The 20,516-nt window shown below is 70.0% G+C and carries 20 protein-coding genes; 10 read left to right on the top strand and 10 right to left on the bottom strand.

Translation table 11 applies throughout. The annotated features are described in order from the left end of the window. Positions 1-675 precede the first annotated feature (675 nt). Entirely contained in the window at positions 676-1,137 is a 462-nt protein-coding gene (locus tag H613_RS27050; protein WP_084546681.1) for a MarR family winged helix-turn-helix transcriptional regulator, read from the bottom strand. A gap of 26 nt (positions 1,138-1,163) precedes the next feature. Between H613_RS27050 and H613_RS27045 the strand changes: the two genes are divergently transcribed. Continuing rightward, complete coding sequence (locus tag H613_RS27045; RefSeq protein WP_169732014.1) at positions 1,164-2,246, top strand: alpha/beta fold hydrolase; 1,083 nt, start codon at positions 1,164-1,166, stop codon at positions 2,244-2,246. Beyond that, complete coding sequence (locus H613_RS0116140) at positions 2,243-2,953, top strand: alpha/beta fold hydrolase (RefSeq protein ID WP_026924620.1); 711 nt, start codon at positions 2,243-2,245, stop codon at positions 2,951-2,953. Before H613_RS27045 ends, H613_RS0116140 begins: the two co-directional genes overlap by 4 nt. Positions 2,954-2,970: 17 nt before the next feature. Here H613_RS0116140 and H613_RS32420 read toward each other — a convergent pair whose 3' ends face one another. Next, positions 2,971-3,105 (bottom strand): hypothetical protein, encoded by a 135-nt coding sequence (locus H613_RS32420; RefSeq protein WP_281171199.1) that lies wholly within the window; start codon positions 3,103-3,105, stop codon positions 2,971-2,973. 94 nt (positions 3,106-3,199) lie between these two features. Between H613_RS32420 and H613_RS29365 the strand changes: the two genes are divergently transcribed. Together H613_RS29365 and H613_RS0116125 are read left to right on the top strand one after the other, a co-directional pair. Beyond that, the gene (locus H613_RS29365) at positions 3,200-3,736 is read left to right on the top strand and encodes a hypothetical protein (protein ID WP_026924619.1); all 537 of its coding nucleotides are present in this window, start codon (positions 3,200-3,202) and stop codon (positions 3,734-3,736) included. An 80-nt stretch (positions 3,737-3,816) separates the two neighbouring features. Next, entirely contained in the window at positions 3,817-4,299 is a 483-nt protein-coding gene (locus H613_RS0116125) for a GbsR/MarR family transcriptional regulator (RefSeq protein WP_026924618.1), read from the top strand. Positions 4,300-5,798: 1,499 nt separating this feature from the next. Here H613_RS0116125 and H613_RS27035 read toward each other — a convergent pair. Both H613_RS27035 and H613_RS0116115 read right to left on the bottom strand, forming a co-directional pair. Beyond that, positions 5,799-6,146 (bottom strand): winged helix-turn-helix domain-containing protein, encoded by a 348-nt coding sequence (locus H613_RS27035; RefSeq protein WP_035738324.1) that lies wholly within the window; start codon positions 6,144-6,146, stop codon positions 5,799-5,801. Beyond that, a complete protein-coding gene (locus H613_RS0116115) occupies positions 6,143-6,562 on the bottom strand; it encodes a hypothetical protein (protein WP_156926073.1) in 420 nt (139 codons plus the stop codon). Before H613_RS0116115 ends, H613_RS27035 begins: the two co-directional genes overlap by 4 nt. Before the next feature lie 388 nt (positions 6,563-6,950). Here H613_RS0116115 and H613_RS0116110 point away from each other — a divergent pair, with 388 nt between their 5' ends. Next, entirely contained in the window at positions 6,951-7,514 is a 564-nt protein-coding gene (locus tag H613_RS0116110; RefSeq protein WP_026924616.1) for a dihydrofolate reductase family protein, read from the top strand. Between the two features lie 258 nt (positions 7,515-7,772). On the opposite strand, the gene H613_RS27030 is transcribed toward H613_RS0116110, so the two are convergent. From H613_RS27030 to rimP, 5 genes are all read right to left on the bottom strand, one after another. Then, on the bottom strand, positions 7,773-9,230 hold the full coding sequence (locus H613_RS27030) for a methyltransferase (protein WP_051393424.1): 1,458 nt from the start codon (positions 9,228-9,230) through the stop codon (positions 7,773-7,775). Positions 9,231-9,234: 4 nt separating this feature from the next. Further along, positions 9,235-12,144, bottom strand: a complete 2,910-nt coding sequence (infB, locus tag H613_RS0116100) for a translation initiation factor IF-2 (protein WP_026924615.1) — start codon at positions 12,142-12,144, stop codon at positions 9,235-9,237. 80 nt (positions 12,145-12,224) lie between these two features. Then, positions 12,225-12,644 (bottom strand): DUF448 domain-containing protein, encoded by a 420-nt coding sequence (locus tag H613_RS32655; protein ID WP_084546678.1) that lies wholly within the window; start codon positions 12,642-12,644, stop codon positions 12,225-12,227. Then, positions 12,586-13,608 carry a transcription termination factor NusA gene (gene nusA, locus H613_RS0116095; protein WP_026924614.1) on the bottom strand — a complete coding sequence of 341 codons (1,023 nt, stop codon included), beginning with the start codon at positions 13,606-13,608 and terminating at the stop codon, positions 12,586-12,588. The genes H613_RS32655 and nusA overlap by 59 nt, the downstream gene beginning before the upstream one ends. A 71-nt stretch (positions 13,609-13,679) precedes the next feature. Next, entirely contained in the window at positions 13,680-14,141 is a 462-nt protein-coding gene (gene rimP, locus H613_RS0116090; RefSeq protein WP_026924613.1) for a ribosome maturation factor RimP, read from the bottom strand. A gap of 81 nt (positions 14,142-14,222) precedes the next feature. On the opposite strand from rimP, the gene H613_RS0116085 reads away from it, so the two are divergent. The 5 genes from H613_RS0116085 to H613_RS0116065 all read left to right on the top strand — a co-directional run bounded on the left by H613_RS0116085 (position 14,223) and on the right by H613_RS0116065 (position 19,293). Further along, the gene (locus H613_RS0116085; protein ID WP_026924612.1) at positions 14,223-14,621 is read left to right on the top strand and encodes a hypothetical protein; all 399 of its coding nucleotides are present in this window, start codon (positions 14,223-14,225) and stop codon (positions 14,619-14,621) included. Continuing rightward, positions 14,618-15,034: a DUF4439 domain-containing protein gene (locus tag H613_RS27025; protein WP_051393423.1), complete on the top strand. Its 417-nt coding sequence runs from the start codon at positions 14,618-14,620 to the stop codon at positions 15,032-15,034. Before H613_RS0116085 ends, H613_RS27025 begins: the two co-directional genes overlap by 4 nt. A gap of 129 nt (positions 15,035-15,163) precedes the next feature. Next, positions 15,164-15,748, top strand: a complete 585-nt coding sequence (locus H613_RS0116075) for a PadR family transcriptional regulator (RefSeq protein WP_026924611.1) — start codon at positions 15,164-15,166, stop codon at positions 15,746-15,748. A 6-nt stretch (positions 15,749-15,754) separates the two neighbouring features. After that, positions 15,755-16,474 (top strand): ABC transporter ATP-binding protein, encoded by a 720-nt coding sequence (locus tag H613_RS0116070; RefSeq protein WP_026924610.1) that lies wholly within the window; start codon positions 15,755-15,757, stop codon positions 16,472-16,474. Then, positions 16,474-19,293: an FtsX-like permease family protein gene (locus H613_RS0116065; RefSeq protein WP_026924609.1), complete on the top strand. Its 2,820-nt coding sequence runs from the start codon at positions 16,474-16,476 to the stop codon at positions 19,291-19,293. The genes H613_RS0116070 and H613_RS0116065 overlap by 1 nt, the downstream gene beginning before the upstream one ends. A gap of 123 nt (positions 19,294-19,416) precedes the next feature. Here H613_RS0116065 and map read toward each other — a convergent pair whose 3' ends face one another. After that, entirely contained in the window at positions 19,417-20,316 is a 900-nt protein-coding gene (gene map, locus H613_RS0116060) for a type I methionyl aminopeptidase (protein ID WP_026924608.1), read from the bottom strand. Positions 20,317-20,516 lie beyond the last annotated feature (200 nt).

Raw genomic sequence — 20,516 nt, 5'->3', positions numbered from 1 at the left:
CCACCCCAAACCCTTCCCTACCCTCCATCGTTGACTCGCCTGAAGCCCAACCAGACACGCCCCGAGGACACCAATCGACCTCAGCACCTACCTACCTCGCGGTCGCCGACCGCTTGAAGCCCTACCCGACCGCGCCTCCGCGCCGACAGGCCACCCCGGACACCCTCTCACCGCTGCATCGCTGCAATGCCTGAAGCCCGACCCAAGACCACCCCGGGGACACAGCACCAACCCCAGCACGGGCCTTGATCCTTTGGTGTTGACACCCTGATCTCCCGGGCCGGTAAGGTCCGGGGTGCAAGGAGTGAACGTGTCAACTTCGAAGTTTCACCGCCGGTTCCCTGAGGAGTTCAAGGCCGAGGCGGTCCGGATGTATGTCAATGACACGGACGCGACGTATGCGTCGGTCGCTGCCAAGCCGAAGCCCGTAGGGCGGCGATCACTGCTTCGGCGTGTGGTCGGGAGAAGCCGGTGACCACGTCGTCCTTGCCGTGGATCGCCAGGACATGGAACCGGCCGCCTTGTTCGAGCCAGAACCGGAGGTACTTCGCCGACCTGGGACCGATCGGCCCATCAGCTCCTCGAACTCCGCACTCCAGCGAGCCAGATTCACCTTCTCCATGAACCAGGAACGAGCCAGCCTCGCAACCGGTAACGCCAAGTGCCGCAGTGGTGTTAGGGGTCTCGGTCCGCGTCGCGGAGAGTGCGGAGCGCCTCGGCGAGCCGTTCCAGATCGTGCCGGGTCGTCTCCCAGGAGGCACCGCCGGTCAGCGCGGCGAGGCGTCCGAGCCACTCGCCGTGGGCCTGCTCGATCTCGCGCAGGCACCGCCGTCCGGACGGCGTGGTCTTGAGCAGCTTCGCGCGCTTGTGGCGCGGGTTCTCCTCGTAGCGGGCGAGTCCCTCACGGACGAGGTCGTCGGCGACCCGCTGGACGCCTTGGCGCTGCATGCCCAGTCGCCGGGCGGCCTCGGCGACGCTCATGCCTTCGCGGAGGGTCTGCAGCACCATCCGACGCGAGTGCGTCTGGCCCGCGCTCGAGGCGAGCGCCTCTCCCGCTTCCCGCAGCAGCCGGTTCGCTGTCGCGATCGCGTGGATCACCTGGTCGAGCTCGCATTCATCCTCATTATTTGACATCATGTTGTCATTCTTCTAGCATGGCGAATATGACAGCATGTTACCAACTTCTGTCGGGGGCAGTGCCCGACCTGGCCGCACACACCGACAGACTGCGCGCGCGGCTGGCGCAGACGAGGACGCCGGTGCTGCCGCCGCCGGCGGGCGGGGCGTTCGGCGTCCGCGGCCCGCTCCTCGATGAGCTGATCGACGCCTGGCCCGCATGGCTCGCGCAGTCCGACGAGACCGCGACGGGGAGCCACCGGCTGCTGCACGTCGGCGGCCGGGCGGTGCACTGCGTGCAATTCACCGGCACCGGCGGCGGCACCTGTCTCCTGCTCCACGGATGGCCGACGTCGTTCCTCGCCTTCCACCGGCTCGTCCCCCTGCTGCGACGGGCGTGCTCGGAGGTGGTGCTGGCGAGCCTCCCTGGGTTCGGCACGTCCCCGCTCGACGGGGAGGCCTGGACGGTCGCCGACACCGCCGCGCTCCTGACCGAGGCCATGGGCCTCCTCGGCCACGACCGCTTCGTCGTGCACGGCGAGGACTGGGGTTCACTCGTCGCTCGCGAGATGGGACGCGCCGCCCCCGATCAGGTGCGGGGCGTCCACGTCAGCGCCGGCCTCGCCGGGTTCATGGCACGGGTGGACGACCCCGGCGAGGGCACCCGCCGCACGTTCACGCAGGACGACGGCGCCTATCTTCGCCTCCAGTCCACCCGCCCCGACTCGCTCGCCCACGCCCTCGCGGACTCGCCCGCGGGCCTGCTCGCCTGGCAGCTCGACAAGTTCCAGCTCTGGCAGGGCGACCTGCCCGACCGGTTCGGCCTGGGGAGCGACTTCATCCTCGCCAACGCCACCCTCTACTGGATCACCGGGTGCATCGGCACCAGCATGCGCATCTACGCCGCCAACCGGGACGCGCTCGACGTCGAGCGGTCCGAGACGCCGACCGGCGTCAGCGTCTTCGGCCGAGCCGACTTCGCGTCGAAGACCGCCTCGGCCCGGCACAACCGCCTCATCGCCTGGTACGAGCACGAGACGGGCGGCCACGTAGCCGCGCTGGACGCGCCCGAACTGCTCGCCGCCGACCTGTCCGACTTCATCGACCGCACGCAAGGAGACCCCCGATGACCGCCACTCCCGTGATCCTCGTAGGCGGCGGCGGACTCGGCCCCTGGACATGGGAGCGGGTCGTACCGCTCCTGCGCCAACGCGGGCTCGCGGTCCACACCCCGACCCTCAGCGCGACCGGCGACGACCCGACGCCCGCGACCGAGGTGACCCTGCGGACCTGGATCGACGACCTCGCCGACTACATCGCACGCCACCGGCTCACCGGGGCGGCGCTGGTCGCCCACTCGTTCGCCGGATACCCCGCCGCCGGCCTGCTCGCCAGTGGGACATCCGGAGTGGACACGGCGATCTTCGTCGACGCCGCCCTCCCCGCTCCGGGACGAAGCTGGTTCGACGCCGCCGGACCCCAGACCAGAGACTTCATGGAAGGCCTCGCCGCCGACGGGGCGGTCCCGTGGTTCACCGATGACCAGCTGGACCAGGCCTACCCCGGACACGGCATCGACGACGCCGACCGGGCGTGGATGCGCCCGCGCCTGTCCGCCCAGCCGATCGCCACCTACACCGAGCCCGCCATCCACAGCCCGCTCCCGGTCGACGCGTTCCGCGCGGTGTACGTCCGCTGCACCCGCTCACCCGTCCCGCCCGCGGCCATCGACGCGGACACGCCCGGTTGGACCTGGCGCACGCTCGACGCCGGGCACTGGCCCATGGTCACCGCGCCGAGCGCCCTCGCACACACCATCGCCGACCTCCTCGAATGAGCGCGGGACGCCTTGGATCACGGCTCGAAGGCCTGGGAATCGTGCAGGTTCACGGCTGCGACCGCGAGGGTGGGCGTCAGGCCGTTCCGGTCGGTCAGGGCGTGGATCTTCGAGCCGGTCGCCGCTTCGTGGAGGTGAGCCCGGCCACTCAAGGTATGTCAGGTGTTGCATGTTCTGTTAGTTCGGTGTTTACTGAACTTATCGCACTTACGGAACCGAGTGAGTGCCGCCCCAAGGAGTACCTCCATGGAACTCATCACCGACTTCTTCGAGTGGGCCTGGCCCCGCCACCTCAACCCGATCAGCTGGTACATCCGGCCCCTGTTCTTCATCCCGATCGCGATCTTCGCCTGGCGCCGCCAAGGCTGGTGGATGAGCGTGTCCATCGCCGCGATGCTGTCGAGCTTCTTCTGGTTCCCCGAACCGGACGAGGTCGACGCCGCCGCGCAGGCCATCCTCGACATGGAAGCCGAACTCTTCGCCCAGCCCGGCTGGCAGACCGCGCTCAGCCTCGGCACGATCCCCGTCTTCCTGGGCGGCATCATCTGGGCGTTCTGGCGCCACTCGATCGGCATCGGCCTGTGGGTCATCAACGTCGGCGTCGCCTACAAGGCCGCCTGGGTCTGGGTCAACACCGACTTCGACGGCTTCCTGCACGTCGTCCCGATCTACACGATCGCGCTGGTCGTCATCAACGCCCTCGTCCTCGGCTTCGCCAAGTGGCGACGCCTCCCGCTCTTCCCCGCGAAGACGCCACCGCACCAGGCCGACGTCACCGCGTGAAAGCGCCCGCGCATGCGGGGCGAACCGGAGGGTTCGCCCCGCATCGCCGCCTCATCCGACACTGAAGGGATACTGAACCCATGACCGGACCGGACCAGCCGACAGCACCGCCCGAAGCGCTCGCGTTCGTCGAGGACTTCGCACTCACCTTCGAGCGCCTCGGACTAGTCCGCATGACCGGACGCGTCATGGGGTGGCTCCTGGTCTGCGACCCGCCCGAGCAGACCTTCACCCAGATCGTCCAGGCCCTCAGCGCTTCCAAGAGTTCGATCTCCACGGCCCTGAAGTTCCTCACCACAGCCCGGTGGGTCGACCGCTCCTCCAAGCCCGGCGACCGGCAGGACTACTACACGATCCGGCCCGACGCCATGCCCGATCTGATCAAGCAGCAGACCGCCCAGTACACGACCTTCACCGATGTCCTCGGCCGCGGCCTGGACGTCTTCGACGACCCCGAATCCGCCGCCGCCGGGCGAGTGCGCAACATGCACGACTTCTTCGCCTGGCTCGCCAAGGAGATGCCCGCGCTCATGGACCGCTGGGAGCAGGACACCGCGTCTTGAACAGCAGCCCGAACCGCTTTCACGAGACGACGCCGACAGATCATCGCAGCGGCGAGCTTGGCGAAGCCCTAGTGCATGAACCGGTGACATTCCCATCGGACGGAGATCGGCGAGGAGCAGCCAATGGAGCGCGCCCCAGATGCCGGCCTTGCAATTAAGGAGCATGCCCGAAACCCCGCGCCGCACAACCGGTTCGGTCGCCGGCTGACTTGAAGACAGCTCTTAGGCTGAGCCGTTTCTAATGACGGCCGTTCTTTTTCGTTCCGCGCCAAGGTGATCGGACTGCTGTGATCATGGTCTCTAGACGCTTTTGCACCGTTAGGGTGTCGTAAGTTGCGGGGCGCCAATTGATGTGCAAGAGTTTCTGACACGCGTGCAGCACGCGATATGTGTGTCAGGAGTGACCGGCACCACCGGACCTGACGACCCCATCCCCTTCTTACCCTGCCCGCCGCGGGCAGCTGCGGCGGGGACAGAGCACCCATAGGCGCTCAGCTCGAATCCCCAGCGGGTTCGAGCCCTTCCCCGTGCCCGGCACCGAACCGACCCCACACGCCATCCCCCCAGCCGCCGCCACACCCCAAGAGGGAAGAGAACCAGACGGAGCCCACCAACCCACCTCCGCCCCGACAAGCCACCCCCGACACCCGCTCACCGCTGCATCGCCGATACGCCTGAAGCCCAACCGAATACCACCCCGGGGACACCGACCAACCTCAGCCACCAGGCGCCCGCAGAGCGCCCAGCCGGCGCCCGGGGCGCTACTCCGCCCCTCTGTACCCACCCACCGCCGTCCTGCACACCACGAAAGTCCCCGCCAGCCTGACAGACGCCCCAAAACCGGTCAAGGAAAAGTTTCGGGCCTGTGGATAACTCCCCGAGATGGCGTGGCCCACCTGCGGATACTTGGGAAACGGCATACCGCCTTCAAGGACCCGCCCTACCCCTCCACTCCCGTCTTTGTCGCCGCCCGCTTGAAACACAACCGGCAACGACCCCGAAGCCACAGCGACAACCCCAGCACCTTCCCGCCTCGCGGTCACCGACCGGTTGAACCCCTACCCGACCAGCGCCTCCGCGCCGACAGGCCACCCAGACCCCCTCACACCTCTTCATCGCTGATACGCCTGAAGCCCGACCCAAGACCACCCCGGGGACACAGCACCAACCCCACCACCCGCCCACCTCTCGGTCGCCGATCGATTGAAGCCCCACCCGAGCGCGCCTCCACGCCGACAAGCCAACCCGGACACCCTCTCACCTCTGCATCGCTGCAATGCCTGAAGCTGGACCGGAGCTGAAGGGCCTCGGGTTTTCCGGACAGCCAGCGTTACGATCGCTGGTTGGACAGAGCTACTGAAGCCCTACTCAAGCGAGCCTTCGCGCCGACCGGCCAACCCGCGCCCTCCCCCTACCTTCCATCGCTGACTTGTCTGAAGGCGGAGTCAGCACCGACCCGACAGCTGAGCACTCACCTATCGCGTCGTTCGGGTGCCGGTTCACGGCGGGCCGTCGGCGTCTTCGGCGGGGCCGCCTTCGATCAGCTCGCGCAGGGTCGAGCGGTAGCGCTCGAACGCCGCTCGTCCTTGGTCGGTGAGGGAGAACCAGGTCCGGGGTCGTTTGCCCTCGTATCCCTTGACGACGATCACATAGCCTGCCGACTCCAGCGTCGAAATATGGCGCGACAGCAGCGAATCGCTGACCTCGACGGTGTCGCGCAGCAGGCTGAACGCCACGCGGTCGGCCTCGGCGAGGGCCGCCATCACCGACAGGCGCACCGGCGCGTGGATGACCTCGTCGAGCCGGTGCCTGGGGTGGGCGCCCTCGCCGGTCGCAGTGGTGCTCATCGGCGCGCGGCCCGCCACGCCAGCCACGCGAACGGGATCGCGGGCAGCACGCCGACCAGCACCGCCCAAACGGTGAGGCCGTCGGGGACCGCGGACTCGTTCACCACCGCCGCCACCGCGCCGAGGCAGATGCTCGACAGGATGACGGTGGTCTCGACGCGGGAGGCGCCGCGGCTGACCATGCGCTGGCGCCAGCTCATGAAGCCGAGGATCGCCACCACCAGGAGCATGGCCGGGATGACGAGGTCTTCAAAGCGTTCGGGGTAGGCCATCAGGCCGATGTAGAAGGCCGCGGAGTAGACGGCCATGACCGCCCAGGCGGCGACGTACCACCACCGGGCGCGGCGCACCCGCGCCGCGGCGCGGTCGATCTCGGCACTGGCGGCGCGCGGGTCGAAGGATTCGGAGGTGTTCATGCTTTCCACCATGACACATACTTTCCAATCGTTCAAGTACATGAGTTTAGAGAAAATACTTGACGGTCGGTGGCGGACGGCAGCCGCAGCGGGCGGGGCCGGCCCGGTCGCCATCGGTGACTGGCACCGCTGAGTGCCGCGGTTCAGTCATTCACGGTGTGATCTTCCGCGAGGAATTCAACGGGCTCCTCGGTCACGGGTAGTCCCGAGCCCAAGACCGGGCCTGACACGCAGGGCCCAGCCTCAACTGAACGGCATTGCCTGGAAAGACCGTCGCCTTTGGCGGTGGTCTTCGCGTGGGGCCGCTCAGGGGCCCGTGAGCCGCGATGGGCCCCACGGTGTCGGACGGTGCTTGTACGGTCGAACCAGTTACCAAGGAGGGCTTCTCATGCGCAGCGTGACCTATTCGATGAACATCTCACTTGACGGCTACATCGTCGGGCCTGACGGCGGTTTCAACTGGGCGGAGCCCAATGACGAGGTCTTCCGTTTCCACATCGACCAGCTACGAGAGGTCGGCGTCCATCTGCTGGGGCGGCGGTTGTACGAGACGATGCTGTACTGGGAGACCGCCGACCAGGATCCGTCGCTCAACGACGACCAGCTCGAGTGGGCCGCGCTCTGGAAGGCGCTCCCGAAGGTGGCCTTCTCCACCACGCTGTCGGCGGTGCAGGGCAATACCCGCCTGCTCTCGGGCGGCCTGGCGGAGGAGATCGAGCGGCTGCGGGCCGAACCCGGAGAGGGCGACATCGCGATCGGCGGCGCGACGCTCGCCGCCGAGGCGGCCGCATCGGACCTGATCGACGAGTACCTGGCCGTGGTGTATCCGGTGCTGATCGGTGGCGGCGTTCCGTTCTTTCCCCAGCACGAGCGCCGGGTGGACCTCGAACTGGTCGAGACCCGCACCATCGACTCAGGCGTCGTCTACCTCCGCCACCGCGTGACGCGCTAGGCCGCCTTGGCGGACCGGGCTTCCGGTCCAGGACGACGGCGACCTGGGCGGCGGCTTCGCAGCGGGCGGCCACGGCCTTGAAGTGCTTGAGGCGGGCCGGTCCGTTCGGCGGTATCGCGTTGCTCGTAGACCTCGCGGTCGAACGCTGTGGTCCCTTCGCGGTCCGGTCGCGGCTTCGGTCCTTTCCGCTCGCGATGACCGCGGTAATGCCACCGCGATCGCGGGCGGCCGCGGTTGGGCCCGCATCGCGAACGCGGCCTAACCCTGTGTCAGGAAACCTCGTTCGACGAGGCGGCGGATGATCGGGTAGAGCTGGGCGTAGAGCATCGCCGTCTCGGCGCCGTAGGTCTCGGCCAGGAGCTGGACTTGCAGGCGCACCTCGGCCTTGCCGTCGCAGGCGCCCAGGAAGGCCACGAGCAGCGGGTCGACCGCTTCGGCGTAGCGCATGCCGTGCCGCTGCTGGAGCCACTGGCGGTCGACTTCCCAGCCTTCGCTACCCGGCTCGACACTCAGCTCGGCGGCCTGCTGGAGGGAAACGCCGTCGGCGAGTCGCAGGCGCGAGGCCCACAGCGTCTCAGGTTCGAGGTCGGCCTCGCGGGCGGCGAACCAGTCCGCGACGCGATCCGACCACGGCGGCTCGACCGCGTGCCTGGCCTCCTCGCAGACGATCTCGCTCGGACCCTCGATCCGGCGGATGTTGACCATGCCGAAGCCGACCCCTTCGACGTCGTGCTCGTCGAACCAGTCGAGCCAGGCCGCGGCCTGGTCGGCGTCGCCGCTCTCGCCCGAGTCGCGCTGCCAGGTCCGCACATAGTCCAGCGGGTCGAGCGCCTCGCGCTCCACCGCCCACACGCGCGCGCCGGTCTCGGGGAGCCATCCGGCGACCCGTTCGCCCCAGTCGGTGCCGCGCACGTGCAGCCAGTTCGCGAGGAACTGCATGGTGCCGCCCGGGTTCAGCAGCCCGGTCGAGGCGGCGGCGAGTTCGGCCGCGATGCCGTCGGCCTCGCGGCCGCCGTCGCGGTACGTCCAGCCGCGGCCGGGCGTGGCGATGACGAACGGCGGGTTGGCGACGACGAGGTCGAACCGGCGCCCGGCCACCGGTTCCAGCAGGTCCCCTTGGAGCAGTTCGAGCTCGGCGCCGTTGACCTCGGCGTTCAGCGCCGCGAAGGCCAGGGCGCGGGCGCTCAGGTCGGTGGCGGTCACGGCCTCGGCGCGGCCGGCCAGGGCGAGGGCCTGGACGCCGCAGCCGGTGCCCAGGTCGAGTGCGGTGCGCGCGCCGGACCGGAGCGCGGCATCGAGCAGCAGCTCGGAGGCCCCGCCGATGCCGAGGACGTGGTCGCGCGAGCGACCGCCGGTGGTGTTCGGCAGCTGGTCGGAGAAGACCGCCCGCTCTCCGGCGAACTGGAGGCCCCATCCCGCCGCCACGCCGCCCGGTGAGCGGACCAGCAGTCCGCAGTCCAGGGCCTCGTCGAGGCCGAGCGGCGCGAACGCCTCGGCGGCGGCCGCTTCCGAGGCGGCCACGCCGACGGTGAACAGCCTGGTCCAGACCCCGAGCGGGTCGTCGCCGCAGGCGGCCAGGAGGGCCCGGTAGTCGGCCCGGTCGGCCGCCGCGGCGGCGTCCGGGCCGTAGACGCGCCGCAGCGCGGCCCGGTCGTAACCCGACTTGCGCCGGGCCAGGCCGAGCCGCGCTGCGGCTTCGCTCTCGAGCAGCTGCACGTGCTTAGTCGCGCGGCTTCTCACGCATCTCGAAGGCTTCGATGACGTCGCCCTCTTCGATGTTGTTGTAGTTCTTCAAGGTGATACCGCACTCGTAGCCCTCGCGGACCTCGGTGGCGTCGTCCTTGAACCGGCGCAGCGAGTCGATCGTCGTCTCGGCGACGACGCTGCCGTCCCGCACGAGGCGCACCTTCGCGTTGCGCTTGATCGAGCCCTTGGTGACGAGGCAGCCCGCGATGTTGCCGAACTTGGAGGAACGGAACACCTCGCGGATCTCGGCCGAACCGAGCTCCGCCTCTTCGTACTCGGGCTTGAGCATCCCCTTGAGCGCGGTCTCGATCTCCTCGATCGCCTGGTAGATGACCGTGTAGTAGCGGATGTCGACGTTCTCGCGCTCGGCCATGTCCTTGACCCGGCCCTCGGCTCGGACGTTGAAGGCGATGATCGTCGCCGACTCCTCGTCGCCCGCGGCGGCGAGGTTGACGTCGTTCTCCGTGACCGGACCGACGCCGCGGTGGATGACCCGCAGCTGGACCTCTTCGGGAATCTCGAGTCCGACCAGGGCCTCTTCGAGGGCCTCGACCGAACCGGCGCCGTCGCCCTTGATGATGAGCGAGAGCGTGGTCCGCTGGCCTTCGGCGATGCGGTCCATGAGGTTCTCGAGCGTGGTGCGCGAGGCACGGGCCGCCTGCTGGGCGGCGCGGCGCCTGGCCTGCCGCTGCTCGGCGATCTGGCGGACCGTGCGGTCGTCGTCGGCCGCGAGGAACACGTCCCCGGCCATCGGGACCGACGCCAGGCCCTGCACCTGCACCGGGTACGACGGGGTCGACTCGGAGACGCGGTTGCCGTCGGCGTCGAGCATCGCGCGGACGCGGCCGTAGGCCCCGCCTGCGACGATCGAGTCGCCGACGCGCAGCGTGCCCTTCTGGACCAGGACGCTCGCGACCGGGCCGCGGCCCTTGTCGAGGTGCGCCTCGATCGCGATGCCCTGCGCGTTGCCGTCCACCGGCGCCTCGAGTTCGAGGGAGGCGTCGGCGGTGAGCAGCACCGCTTCGAGCAGGTCCGGGATGCCGATGCGCGGCTTGGCGGCCACGTTCACGAACATGGTGTCGCCGCCGTACTCCTCGGCGACCAGCCCGTACTCGGTCAGCTGCTGGCGGACCTTGTCCGGGTTGGCGTCGGGCAGGTCGGTCTTGTTGACGGCGACCACGACCGGCGCGTTGGCGGCCTTGGCGTGGTTGAGCGCCTCGACCGTCTGCGGCATGACGCCGTCGTCGGCCGCGACCACGAGCACCACGATGTCGGTGACGTTCGCGCCTCGGGCACGCATGGCGGTGAACGCCTCGTGGCCCGGGGTGTCGATGAACGTGATCGCCCGGTCCTGGTCCTCGTGCTCGACGTGGACCTGGTAGGCGCCGATGTGCTGCGTGATGCCGCCGGCCTCGCCCGCGACGACGTTCGAGTGCCGGATGGCGTCGAGCAGCTTCGTCTTACCGTGGTCGACGTGGCCCATGACGGTCACGACCGGCGGACGCGGCAGCGACTCGGACTCGGAGTCCTCGTCGAGGTCGATGCCGAACTGCGCGAGCAGCTCCTTGTCCTCTTCCTCAGGGCTGACGACCTTGATGTCCCAGTCCAGGTGCGCGCCGAGCAGTTCGAGCGTCTCGTCGGGCACCGACTGGGTCGCGGTCACCATCTCGCCCAGGCCGAACAGCTCCTGGACGAGCGTGCCCGGCAGGGTGCCGATCTTGTCGGCGAAGTCCGACAGCGAGGCGCCGCGCGGCAGGCGGATGGTCTCGCCGCCGCCTCGGGGCGCACCCGACTGCATCCTCGGCGCTGCGAGGTTGTCGAACTCCTGGCGCCTCTGGCGACGCGACTTGCGGGACTTGCCTCGGGGGCCGCCGCGGCCGAACGCGCCGGCCGCGCCGCCGCCTCGGGCCTTGCCGCCGCCGCCTGCCCGGCCGCCGCCACCGCGGTAGGGGGCCGGAGCGGTCGACGGACCGGAGCCTCCGGTGCCGCCTCCGCCGCCGGAGCCGCCGAAGGTGCCGCGGTAGTTGCCGCCACCGCCGCCGCGGCCTCCGCCGCCACCGCCGGGACGTCCGCCACCGCGGCCGCCGCCGCGGCCGCCTCGGCCGCCGCCCTCGCGCCCGCCGCCGGCGGGTCGGGACGGCATCATGCCGGGGTTCGGGCGCGGGGGCATCATGCGCGGGCTGGGGCGCGGGCCGCCGGGGCGCTCGCCGCCGCCTTCAGAGGCGGGACGCGGCTTGGATCCGGCGCCACCGGGAGTGATGCCGAACGGGTTGTTGCCGCCGGGCTTGGGGCCGGGGCGCGGGCCGCCGGGCTTGGGCGCGCCCTCGGTGCGCGCGGCGGGCTTGGGGCCGGGCTTGGGGGCCGCCGGCTGGGCGGCCCGCTTCGCGGCCTCTTCCTGCTGCCGCTTGAGCAGCTCCTCGGCGCGCTTCTGCTCGGCGGCCACCTCGATGTCGCGGGCGCTGGCCGGCTTCGGCTCGGGCGCCTTCGGCGCGGGGGTCTTGGGCGCGGGCTGCTGGGCGGCGGGGCCGGGCTTGGGTCCGGCCGGGGCCTTGGGGGCGGCCGCGCGCTTCTTCGCGGGCGCCTTCTTCGCGGCCTTGACGTCGGTCTTGGCCTGGGCGATCTTGGCGGGACTGGGCGCCGCCGGGCGCGGCTTGGGGGCCGCTTTCGCCGTCTCCTTCGCCGGTTCGGCCTGCTTGGCCGCCGGCGCCGCTGGAGCGCCCTTCCCGTCGGCGTACTGCTGGCGCAGCCTGCGCGCCACCGGCGCTTCGACCGTGCTCGACGCTGACTTCACGAACTCGCCCATGTCGCTGAGCTTGGCGAGCACTTCCTTGCTCGTCGAGCCCAGCTCCTTCGCGAGTTCGTGTACGCGGGGCTTACCTGCCACTGTTCTCCTCACTTCGAGGTCGAACGGGCAGCGCCCGCCGACCTCATCTCTCCACTAGCAACCAGTTCATCTGCGGAACTTCATCGCGTGGTCTTCATTCGGTCTCTACCTGCTTCGTGTGCGGGAGTCGGTCTTGCGGCCGGCTCCGACTCGACATGGGCTCGCACCGCCGAGGCGTCCACGGGCCCCTCTATTCTGAGGGACCGGGCGAACGCACGCCTGCGAACTGCCTGGTCGAGGCAGTTCAAATCGTGGTGCACGTGGGCTCCGCGGCCGCTGAGGCGGCGCTTCGGGTCCGGAATCAGGCGAGTCACGGAACCCTCAGAGCGGTGAACGACGACGCGCAGCAGCTCGGAAGCCGTAGCGCGTTCCCGGCATCCCACACAAGTGCGGATTGCCGGCGCGTTGCGTTGCGATCCGTTGTTCAGTCTACCTCCCAGACTAGCGACCGCCACCGGCCGGGCCTGCCTCCTCCTTGGCCCCACCGGCCACGTGCGCATCCGATTTGATGTCGATGCGCCAGCCGGTCAGGCGGGCGGCGAGGCGCGCGTTCTGGCCTTCGCGGCCGATGGCGAGCGAGAGCTGGTAGTCGGGAACGACGACCTCGGTGGAGCGGGTGGCCTCGTCGACCACGCGCACGGAAAGCGTTTTCGCAGGCGAGAGGGCGTTGGCCACGAACTTGGCGGGGTCGGCGTCCCAGTCGACGATGTCGATCTTCTCGCCGCCCAGCTCGCTCATGACCGCCCGGACGCGCGAGCCCATCGGGCCGATGCAGGCGCCCTTCGCATTGACGTCCTTCGTTGTGGCGCGGACCGCGATCTTGGAACGGTGACCGGCCTCACGTGCAATGGCGGGGATCTCAACGGCGCCCTCGTCGATCTCGGGCACTTCGAAGGCGAACAGCTTCTTGACCAACGCGGGGTGCGTGCGCGAGAGCGTCACCTGAGGACCGCGGGCGGTCCGGTTCACCTGGATGACGATGGCCCGGATCCGCTTGCCGTGATCGTAGGACTCGCCGGGCACCTGCTCGTTGAGCGGCAGGGTCGCCTCGATCTTGCCGAGGTCCACGGTGATGATGCCACGCTCGTTGCGCTCTCCGTGCGCCTGGACGACGCCGGTGACGATGTCGCCCTCCTTGCCGGAGTACTCGCCGTAGTTGACCTCGTCGGCGGCCTCGCGCAGCCGCTGGAGGATGACCTGCTTGGCGGTCTGGGCGGCGATGCGGCCGAAGCCCTCGGGGGTGTCGTCCCGCTCGGAGACGATCTCGCCCTCCTCGTTCAACACCGGCGCGAGCACGGTGGCGTCGCCCGAGCTCCTGTCCACCACCACACGGGCGCGCTCATCGGCGCCGGGGGTGTGTTTGTAGGCGGTCAGCAGCGCCGATTCGATCGCGCCGAGGATTGTCTCGAAAGGGATGTCGCGCTCGCGTTCCAATGACCGCAGCGCAGCCAGGTCGATATGCACCCGTTCTCCTTAAAGTCTTGAGTTGTCCTCGCCAGAGCCGTCAGGCGTGCGAGCCCCGCATCGTCGGATGCCTACTTGAGCTCGATCTGCACCTTGCCGGACCCCAGCTCGGCATAGGTAGCCGAACGGCTCGCGCCGTCGACTTCTAGTTCAATCCCCCGCTCGTCGGCGGCCACGACTCGCCCGGTGACGGGCTCCTCCCCGATGTGCACGGCCACCAAGCGCCCAATATTACGCCGCCAGTGCCGGGGCTCGGTCAGCGGACGGTCCACGCCCGGAGAGGACACTTCCAGGGTGTAAGCGGCGTCCGCGAACGGCCCTTTCATGCCGTCGGCCTCGTCCAGGGCCCGCGAGACGGCCTTCGAGACGACCGCGATGTCGTCGAGGCTGACGCCGCCGTCGGAGTCGACCAGCACGCGCACCAGCAGCCTCCGACCGGCCTTGGTGACGGTCAGGCCCTCCAGGTCGAATCCGGCCTTCGTCACGGCCGGGGCGACGATCGCCTCCACTTCGGTTTGCTGCTTCGATGCCATCGGCTCCCCATTCCTCAGGTTATTTCGACGAGATTATCCGCCCGGCGACAGAAACGAAAGTTTGCCTGCGAAACTTGGGGGGTGTTCACGACCCGACGCGGACTCCTCGTCGGTGCGGCCGTTCTCGCAGCGGCCGGATGCACCGAGACTCCTGCCAAGATCATAGATTCCGACGACGACCTCACCGCGGCGCTGCGACAGGCCCGGAGCCTCTCGCGGGCCGCCGATTCGCTCGGCTACGCCGACATCGCCGGCGACCATCTCGCCCATGTCGCGACCCTCGAACGCCTGCTCCTGCCCGATGCGGTCGAAGCGGAGGAGGCGGCCGGGGCCATCGCCGACGCCGCGGCGCTGGCCGAGGCCGAGGCGGCGGCGAGCGATGAGGCCCGCGAGTCGTGCCTGACGACCACCAGCGACTTCGCGGTGCTGTTCGGCGAGATCGCCGCCAGCCGCGCGGCCCACGCGGCGGTGATCGCATGAGCGCCGTCGACACCGGCCTGGCCGGCGAGTACGCCGCGATCTACGCCTACGGGGCCGCCGGGGTGCACCTGGACGAGGCCGTCCGGGACCTGGCCGCGGCGCTGGAGGCCGAGCACCGCGACCGGCGCGACGCGCTGCTGGACTTCTACGACGGGCAGGGCTTGGAGGCGGCCTCGTCGAAGGCCGCCTACGACATCGCCCCGATCGAGGACGCCGAGACGGCCCGGGCGCTGCTGCTCGACGTCGAGGAGCGGCTGACGACCGCCTGGCGCGCGGGCGTGGCGTCCGATGAGCCCGGCGAGCGGGAGATCTGCCTGAACATGTTCATCGACAGCGCGAACGCGGTGGCGCGCTGGAAGATCGCCATCGGCGAGACGGCGGCCGACCCGTGGCCGGGGCGCCCCGAGGCGTGAGCGCACCGGGTACACAGGTTCGAGGTTCCCCGCCGGGCGCTTGGTGCGAAGCGTGCGTGCCTACCCGGTAACTACCCACATACCGAATATGCGATACTCAGTATCTCTCACTGCTATGCGAGGTACCACATGAGTGTCAAACACAGCCTGCTGGCGCTGCTCGAACGCGGGCCCGCCTACGGCTACCAGCTGCGGGCCGCCTTCGAGAGCGCCACCGGCTCCACCTGGCCGCTCAACATCGGCCAGGTCTACACCACCCTCTCGCGCCTCGAACGCGACGAGATGGTCGAGGCGCTCCCGGAGAACGAGTCCGGCCAGCGCCCCTACCGGATCACCGAGGCGGGGAAGCGCCACCTCGCCGGGTGGTTCGCCTCCCCGGTCAGGGCCGCCGACCGGCCCCGCGACGAATTGACGATCAAGCTCGCCCTGGCCGTCACCACGCCGGGCGTCGACGTCCCCGACGTCATCCAGCGGCAGCGGGCCGCCACGCTGCGGACCCTCCAGGAGTACACCCGGCTCAAGGTCGACGACGAGGACGCCGACCTGGCGTGGAAGCTCGTCTTGGAGTCGATGATCTTCCGGGCCGAGGCCGAGATCCGCTGGCTCGACCACACCGAGGCCGTCGTCGCGCGCGCCGAGCTCCCGGCCCCCTCCCCTTTCGGGCAGCACGAACCCGACGCTGAACCCTCCGTCCCCCTCGAAGAGAAGCGGTAGTCCCCCATGACCGTCCTGCAACTGCGGCGCGTGAGCCGTGTCCACGGCAGCGGCGAGAACGCCGTCCACGCCCTCATCGAAGCCGACCTGTCCATCGAGTCCGGAGAGCTGGTGGCCATCATGGGCCCCTCCGGCTCCGGCAAGTCCACCCTGCTCAACCTCGCCGGGGGCCTCGACGCCCCCACCGGCGGCGAGGTCGTCGTCGAGGGCACGGCGCTCTCGACGCTCTCCAAGAAGCAGCTCGCCGCGCTGCGCCGCCGCCGCGTCGGCTACGTCTTCCAGGACTACAACCTGGTGCCGAGCCTGACCGCCGCCGAGAACGCGGCCCTGCCGCTCGAACTCGACGGCATGGGCGTCGGCAAGGCCCGCAAGGCCGCCCTCGCCGCGCTCGACGAGGTCGGCCTCGACGCCAAGGTCGCCGACCGCTTCCCCGACGAGATCTCCGGCGGCCAAGCCCAGCGCACCGCCATCGCCCGGGCCCTCATCGGCGAGCGGCGCCTGGTCCTGGCCGACGAGCCCACCGGCGCGCTCGACTCCACCACCGGCGAGGACGTCCTCAAGCTCCTGCGCAGGCGCTGCGACGGCGGCGCCGCCGGCCTGCTGGTCACCCACGACGCCCGCCACGCCGGGTGGGCCGACCGGGTCGTGTTCCTGCGCGACGGGCGGATCGTGGACTCCTCCTCGCCGCTCGACGAGCCCGAGACCCTGCTCGAAGGGGCCGAGTGATGCTCTCCGGCCTCCGGCTCTCCTTCCGCATCGCGCGCCGCGAGGCGCTGCGCTACAAGGGCCGCTCGGCCCTGTCGATCGCCCTGCTGGGCATCCCGCTGCTGGGCGTCTCGCTCGGCGCGAGCGCCTGGGACACCATGGAGCTCTCCCCGGTCGAGGCGACCGAGCAGAAGCTCGGCGAGACCGACGCCTACCTCCGCTTCGACTGGGAGGGCATCCCGGTCGTCCAGCACACCTGGGACACCGAGTGGGGCTGGACCGAGGTCCCCGGCGAGCCCGAGACCATGCCGGAGACGGTGCCGGTATCCGAGGACCAGATCCTGGCCGCGCTGCCCGAGGGAAGCACCATCGCCCCGTACACCGCCACGGGCTTCGACGGGTCGCTCCGCGTCGAGACGCCCGACGGCGTCGGCGGCATCCAGACCGCCGGGTACGACCTGTCGGACCCGATGTACGAGGCCGCGGGCCTCGAATACCTCGAAGGCGGGGCGCCCGAGAGCGGCCAGATCGTCCTGTCCCAGGCGGCGGCCGACTACACCGGCGCCGGGGTCGGCGACGCGGTCACGCTGGCCGACGGCACGGCCGAGTACACCGTCAGCGGCATCGTCGAGCTGCCGTGGGACCTCAAGACCCCCTTCGCCATCGGCGACTTCTTCGAGGTGGCCGCCGCCGGATGGCTGGTCGACACCCCCGAGGAGTTCACCTACGACGACGCGCTGGCGCTCAACGAGCTGGGCATGTACGTCTGGTCCACGCCGCTGGCGGCCGATCCGCCCACCGCACCCCCCGACGACAACTGGGACGGCGGCGACAACGGCTACACGGCGATGGTCGTCGGATTGATCGCCACGGTCGTGGTCGTGGAGATCGTCCTGCTGGCCGGGCCGGCGTTCGCCATCAGCGCCCGCCGCCGGTCCCGCGAGTTCGCCATCATGAGCGCCGCCGGGGCCGCCCCGCGGCACCTGCGCAACACCGTCCTGGCGGGCGGACTGCTGTTCGGCATCGTCGCGGCCGTCATCGCCGTGGTGGTCGGCCTCCTCGCGGTCTGGGCGGCCATGCCGCTGATGGAGGGCGTGGCCGGGCACCGCAGCGCGGGCCTGCGGATCTGGCCGGTGATGCAGGGGACCATGGTCGCCTTCGCGATCGTCACCGGGCTGCTGTCGGCGCTCGCGGCCGCCGTCAGCGCCTCACGGGTCAACGTGGTGGCCGCTCTGGCGGGCCGCACCCCCAAGCGCAGGCTGAAGAAGCGCTGGCCGATCATCGGCCTGGTCGTGATCGGCATCGGCGTCGCCGCCGGGTTCGCCGGAGTCGTGCTGTGGAGCATGCCGCTGATGGCGGCGGCGATCGTGGCCCTCCAGCTGGGCCTGGTGATGTGCACGCCGCTGCTGGTGGCGCTGGTCGCCAAGCTGGGCCGGTGGCTGCCGCTCGCGCCGCGCATGGCGCTGCGAGAGGCGGGCCGCAACCGCGGCTCGACCGCCCCGGCGATCGCGGCCGTCATGAGCGTCGTGGCCGCGGGAATCGCCATCTCGCTGACCGTCGCGGCCGACAACGTCCGCTGGCAGCAGTACAGGGCGCACACGCTGCCGCAGGGAGCGCTGACGGTGCACCTGAGCAGCGAGGGCGAATTCGACGAATCCGGCCAGACGGCCCCGCCCGACTTCGATGCGGAGTTCGCACAGGTGGAACGGATCCTGTCCGAGCACCTGGATGGCCTGGAGGCGCACCGGATCGCCGACTACATGCCGCAGGAAGAGGACTGCGGCCCCTACTTGGCCGAGTCGGCCCCGGGCGCCGAGGAGTCCGTGCCGGAAGGGTGTCTGATCATGTACCGGGCCGAGCGGCCCGAGGAGAACCAGTGCCCGTTCATGGAGGCGGACACCGAGACCGAGGCGGCCCTCGAAGCCGCCTTGGAGGAGGCCCGGAACGATCCCCGCTGCGACGAGACGACGGCGACGATGGGCTTCAACGACAGCACCCCCGGATCGGACGACCCGGCGGTCGTGGCCGCCTACACCGAGCTGGAGGGGGACGAACTCGACGAGGCGGTGTCGTTCCTGGAGGACGGGGGCGTCCTGACCTCGGACCGCTGGAAGGTCAACGAGGACGGCAACGTCGAGTTCACCCTCTCCTACTACGACAGCGAAGCGGTGGACGGGGAGCGCGAGGAGGTCGTGGAGGTCCCGGCGATGACCGTCGACAAGGGCCTGCTCGGCTACAACCAGGTCTTCCTCGGCCCGGCCGCGGCCGAGCACCTGGGACTGGCCGACCACCCATGGAGCGCTCAGTACCTGCTGGAGACCTCCACCGAGGTCACCGACACCCTCCAGCAGCAGCTCGCGGGCGAGTTCGAGCGGGCCCCGCTCGACGACCTCTGGGTGAGCTTCGAGGTCACCGACTACACCGACGAGACGATGTTCTACTTCGTGCTGGCCGTGGCCCTGCTGTGCGGCATCGTCGCGCTGGGCGCCACGGCGGTCTCGACGGGGCTGATCATCGCCGAGTCGAAGGCCGACATGACCACGCTCGGGGCCGTCGGCGCCGAGCCGAGGGTGCGCAAGCGGTTCGCCATGTGGCAGACGCTCGTCATCGCCTGGCTCGGGGCCGGGCTCGGCACCGCCGCCGGGCTGCTCGGCTACGTCCTGATCCGCGAGGCGCTGAACCGGGGACTGAAGAACCAGTACCCGTTCGAGGCCCTGTACGGCTGGGAGCTGCCGTGGGCGAACTTCGGGATCTCGCTCTTGGCCGTGCCGCTCATCGCCGCGGTCGGGGCGCTGCTGTTCACCAAGGCGAGGCTGCCGAGCGAGCGGCGGCTCACCTAGCACGGCAAAGGAAACCAGAGGAAACCCATAGGAAGGCGGCGCCGGCTCAACCCCTCGGAGACATTGACGTCTCTCTGACCGGCGCCGCCTCGCTCAGCCTATGGAACCGGTGCAAACCGTGGTCTAAGCCTGACCGGCCGGGGTCCCGGCGGCCGGGGCGCCGCCCGAGGGCATGGTCAGGATCTCCGCGCCGTCCTCGGTGACCAGGAGGGTGTGCTCGAACTGGGCCGACCACTTGCGATCTTTGGTCACGGCGGTCCAGCCGTCGTCCCACATCTCCGGCTCGGCCGTGCCGAGGTTGATCATCGGCTCGATCGTGAACGTCATCCCCGTCTCGATCTCGACGTCGAGGCGGGGGTCGTCGTAGTGCGGCACGTACAGCCCCGAGTGGAACGCCGTCCCGATGCCGTGACCGGTGAACTGGCGGACCACGCCGTAGTCGAACCGGGAGGCGTAGGCCTCGATGACCTTCCCGACCACGTTCAGCTGACGGCCCGGCTTGACGGCCTTGATGCCGCGCATCGTGGCCTTCCACGTCCGCTCCACGAGCAGCCGCGCCTCCTCGGCGACGTTCCCGGCGAGGAAGGTCGCGTTGCAGTCGCCGTGGACGCCGCCGATGAACGCGGTGATGTCGATGTTGACGATGTCGCCGTCGGCCACCTCGGTCGAGTCGGGGATCCCGTGGCAGATGACCTCGTTGAGTGAGGTGCAGCACGATTTCGGAAACCGCTTGTACCCCAGCGTGGAGGGGTAGGCGCCGTGGTCGCACAGGTACTCGTGGACGATGCGGTCGAGCTCGTCGGTGGTCACGCCGGGCGCGACGGCCTGGCCCGCCTCGGCGAGCGCGTCGGCGGCGATGCGGGAGGCGATCCGCATCTTCGCGACGGTCTCGGCGTCCTTGACCTCGGAGCCGCGGAACGGCTGCGGGAGCGGCTTGTCGACGTACTCGGGCCGCTCGATGGACTCGGGGACGGGTCGGCGCGGACTCTGCCTGCCAGGGCGCAGAACGGGACGAACACTCATCGCTCCAGCCTATCGTCCGTGCCGCCTGGAACCGGTGGGACGTCTGCGGCGACCGTTACGCAGACGCCGCCGAAAAACGCGTCTCAGAGCGATAAAACCTCTTGCGTTCCGCGCGAATTGCCAGCATGCTGATGGACACCAGTGTCCACACGGCGATATCCGCGAGCCGAGACCGGGATCACTGGAGCCCACGAAGAAGC

The organism is Glycomyces arizonensis DSM 44726 (assembly GCF_000482705.1).
GTDB classification, from domain to species: Bacteria; Actinomycetota; Actinomycetes; order Mycobacteriales; family Micromonosporaceae; genus Glycomyces; species Glycomyces arizonensis.
Note: the sequence above shows the minus strand (reverse complement) of the source record. Positions and strands in the feature narration are given on the sequence as shown.

Coding starts and splice junctions, on each gene's coding strand:
- H613_RS0116140 (WP_026924620.1), top strand. CDS start 2,243: ATGACCGCCACTCCCGTGATCCTCGTAGGCGGCGGCGGACTCGGCCCC.
- H613_RS29365 (WP_026924619.1), top strand. CDS start 3,200: ATGGAACTCATCACCGACTTCTTCGAGTGGGCCTGGCCCCGCCACCTC.
- H613_RS0116075 (WP_026924611.1), top strand. CDS start 15,164: ATGAGTGTCAAACACAGCCTGCTGGCGCTGCTCGAACGCGGGCCCGCC.
- H613_RS0116115 (WP_156926073.1), bottom strand. CDS start 6,562: ATGAACACCTCCGAATCCTTCGACCCGCGCGCCGCCAGTGCCGAGATC.
- H613_RS0116070 (WP_026924610.1), top strand. CDS start 15,755: ATGACCGTCCTGCAACTGCGGCGCGTGAGCCGTGTCCACGGCAGCGGC.
- rimP (WP_026924613.1), bottom strand. CDS start 14,141: ATGGCATCGAAGCAGCAAACCGAAGTGGAGGCGATCGTCGCCCCGGCC.
- map (WP_026924608.1), bottom strand. CDS start 20,316: ATGAGTGTTCGTCCCGTTCTGCGCCCTGGCAGGCAGAGTCCGCGCCGA.
- H613_RS0116110 (WP_026924616.1), top strand. CDS start 6,951: ATGCGCAGCGTGACCTATTCGATGAACATCTCACTTGACGGCTACATC.
- H613_RS27050 (WP_084546681.1), bottom strand. CDS start 1,137: ATGATGTCAAATAATGAGGATGAATGCGAGCTCGACCAGGTGATCCAC.
- H613_RS32655 (WP_084546678.1), bottom strand. CDS start 12,644: ATGCGCACGTGGCCGGTGGGGCCAAGGAGGAGGCAGGCCCGGCCGGTG.
- H613_RS27035 (WP_035738324.1), bottom strand. CDS start 6,146: ATGAGCACCACTGCGACCGGCGAGGGCGCCCACCCCAGGCACCGGCTC.
- H613_RS0116125 (WP_026924618.1), top strand. CDS start 3,817: ATGACCGGACCGGACCAGCCGACAGCACCGCCCGAAGCGCTCGCGTTC.
- H613_RS27045 (WP_169732014.1), top strand. CDS start 1,164: ATGACAGCATGTTACCAACTTCTGTCGGGGGCAGTGCCCGACCTGGCC.
- H613_RS27025 (WP_051393423.1), top strand. CDS start 14,618: ATGAGCGCCGTCGACACCGGCCTGGCCGGCGAGTACGCCGCGATCTAC.
- H613_RS0116065 (WP_026924609.1), top strand. CDS start 16,474: ATGCTCTCCGGCCTCCGGCTCTCCTTCCGCATCGCGCGCCGCGAGGCG.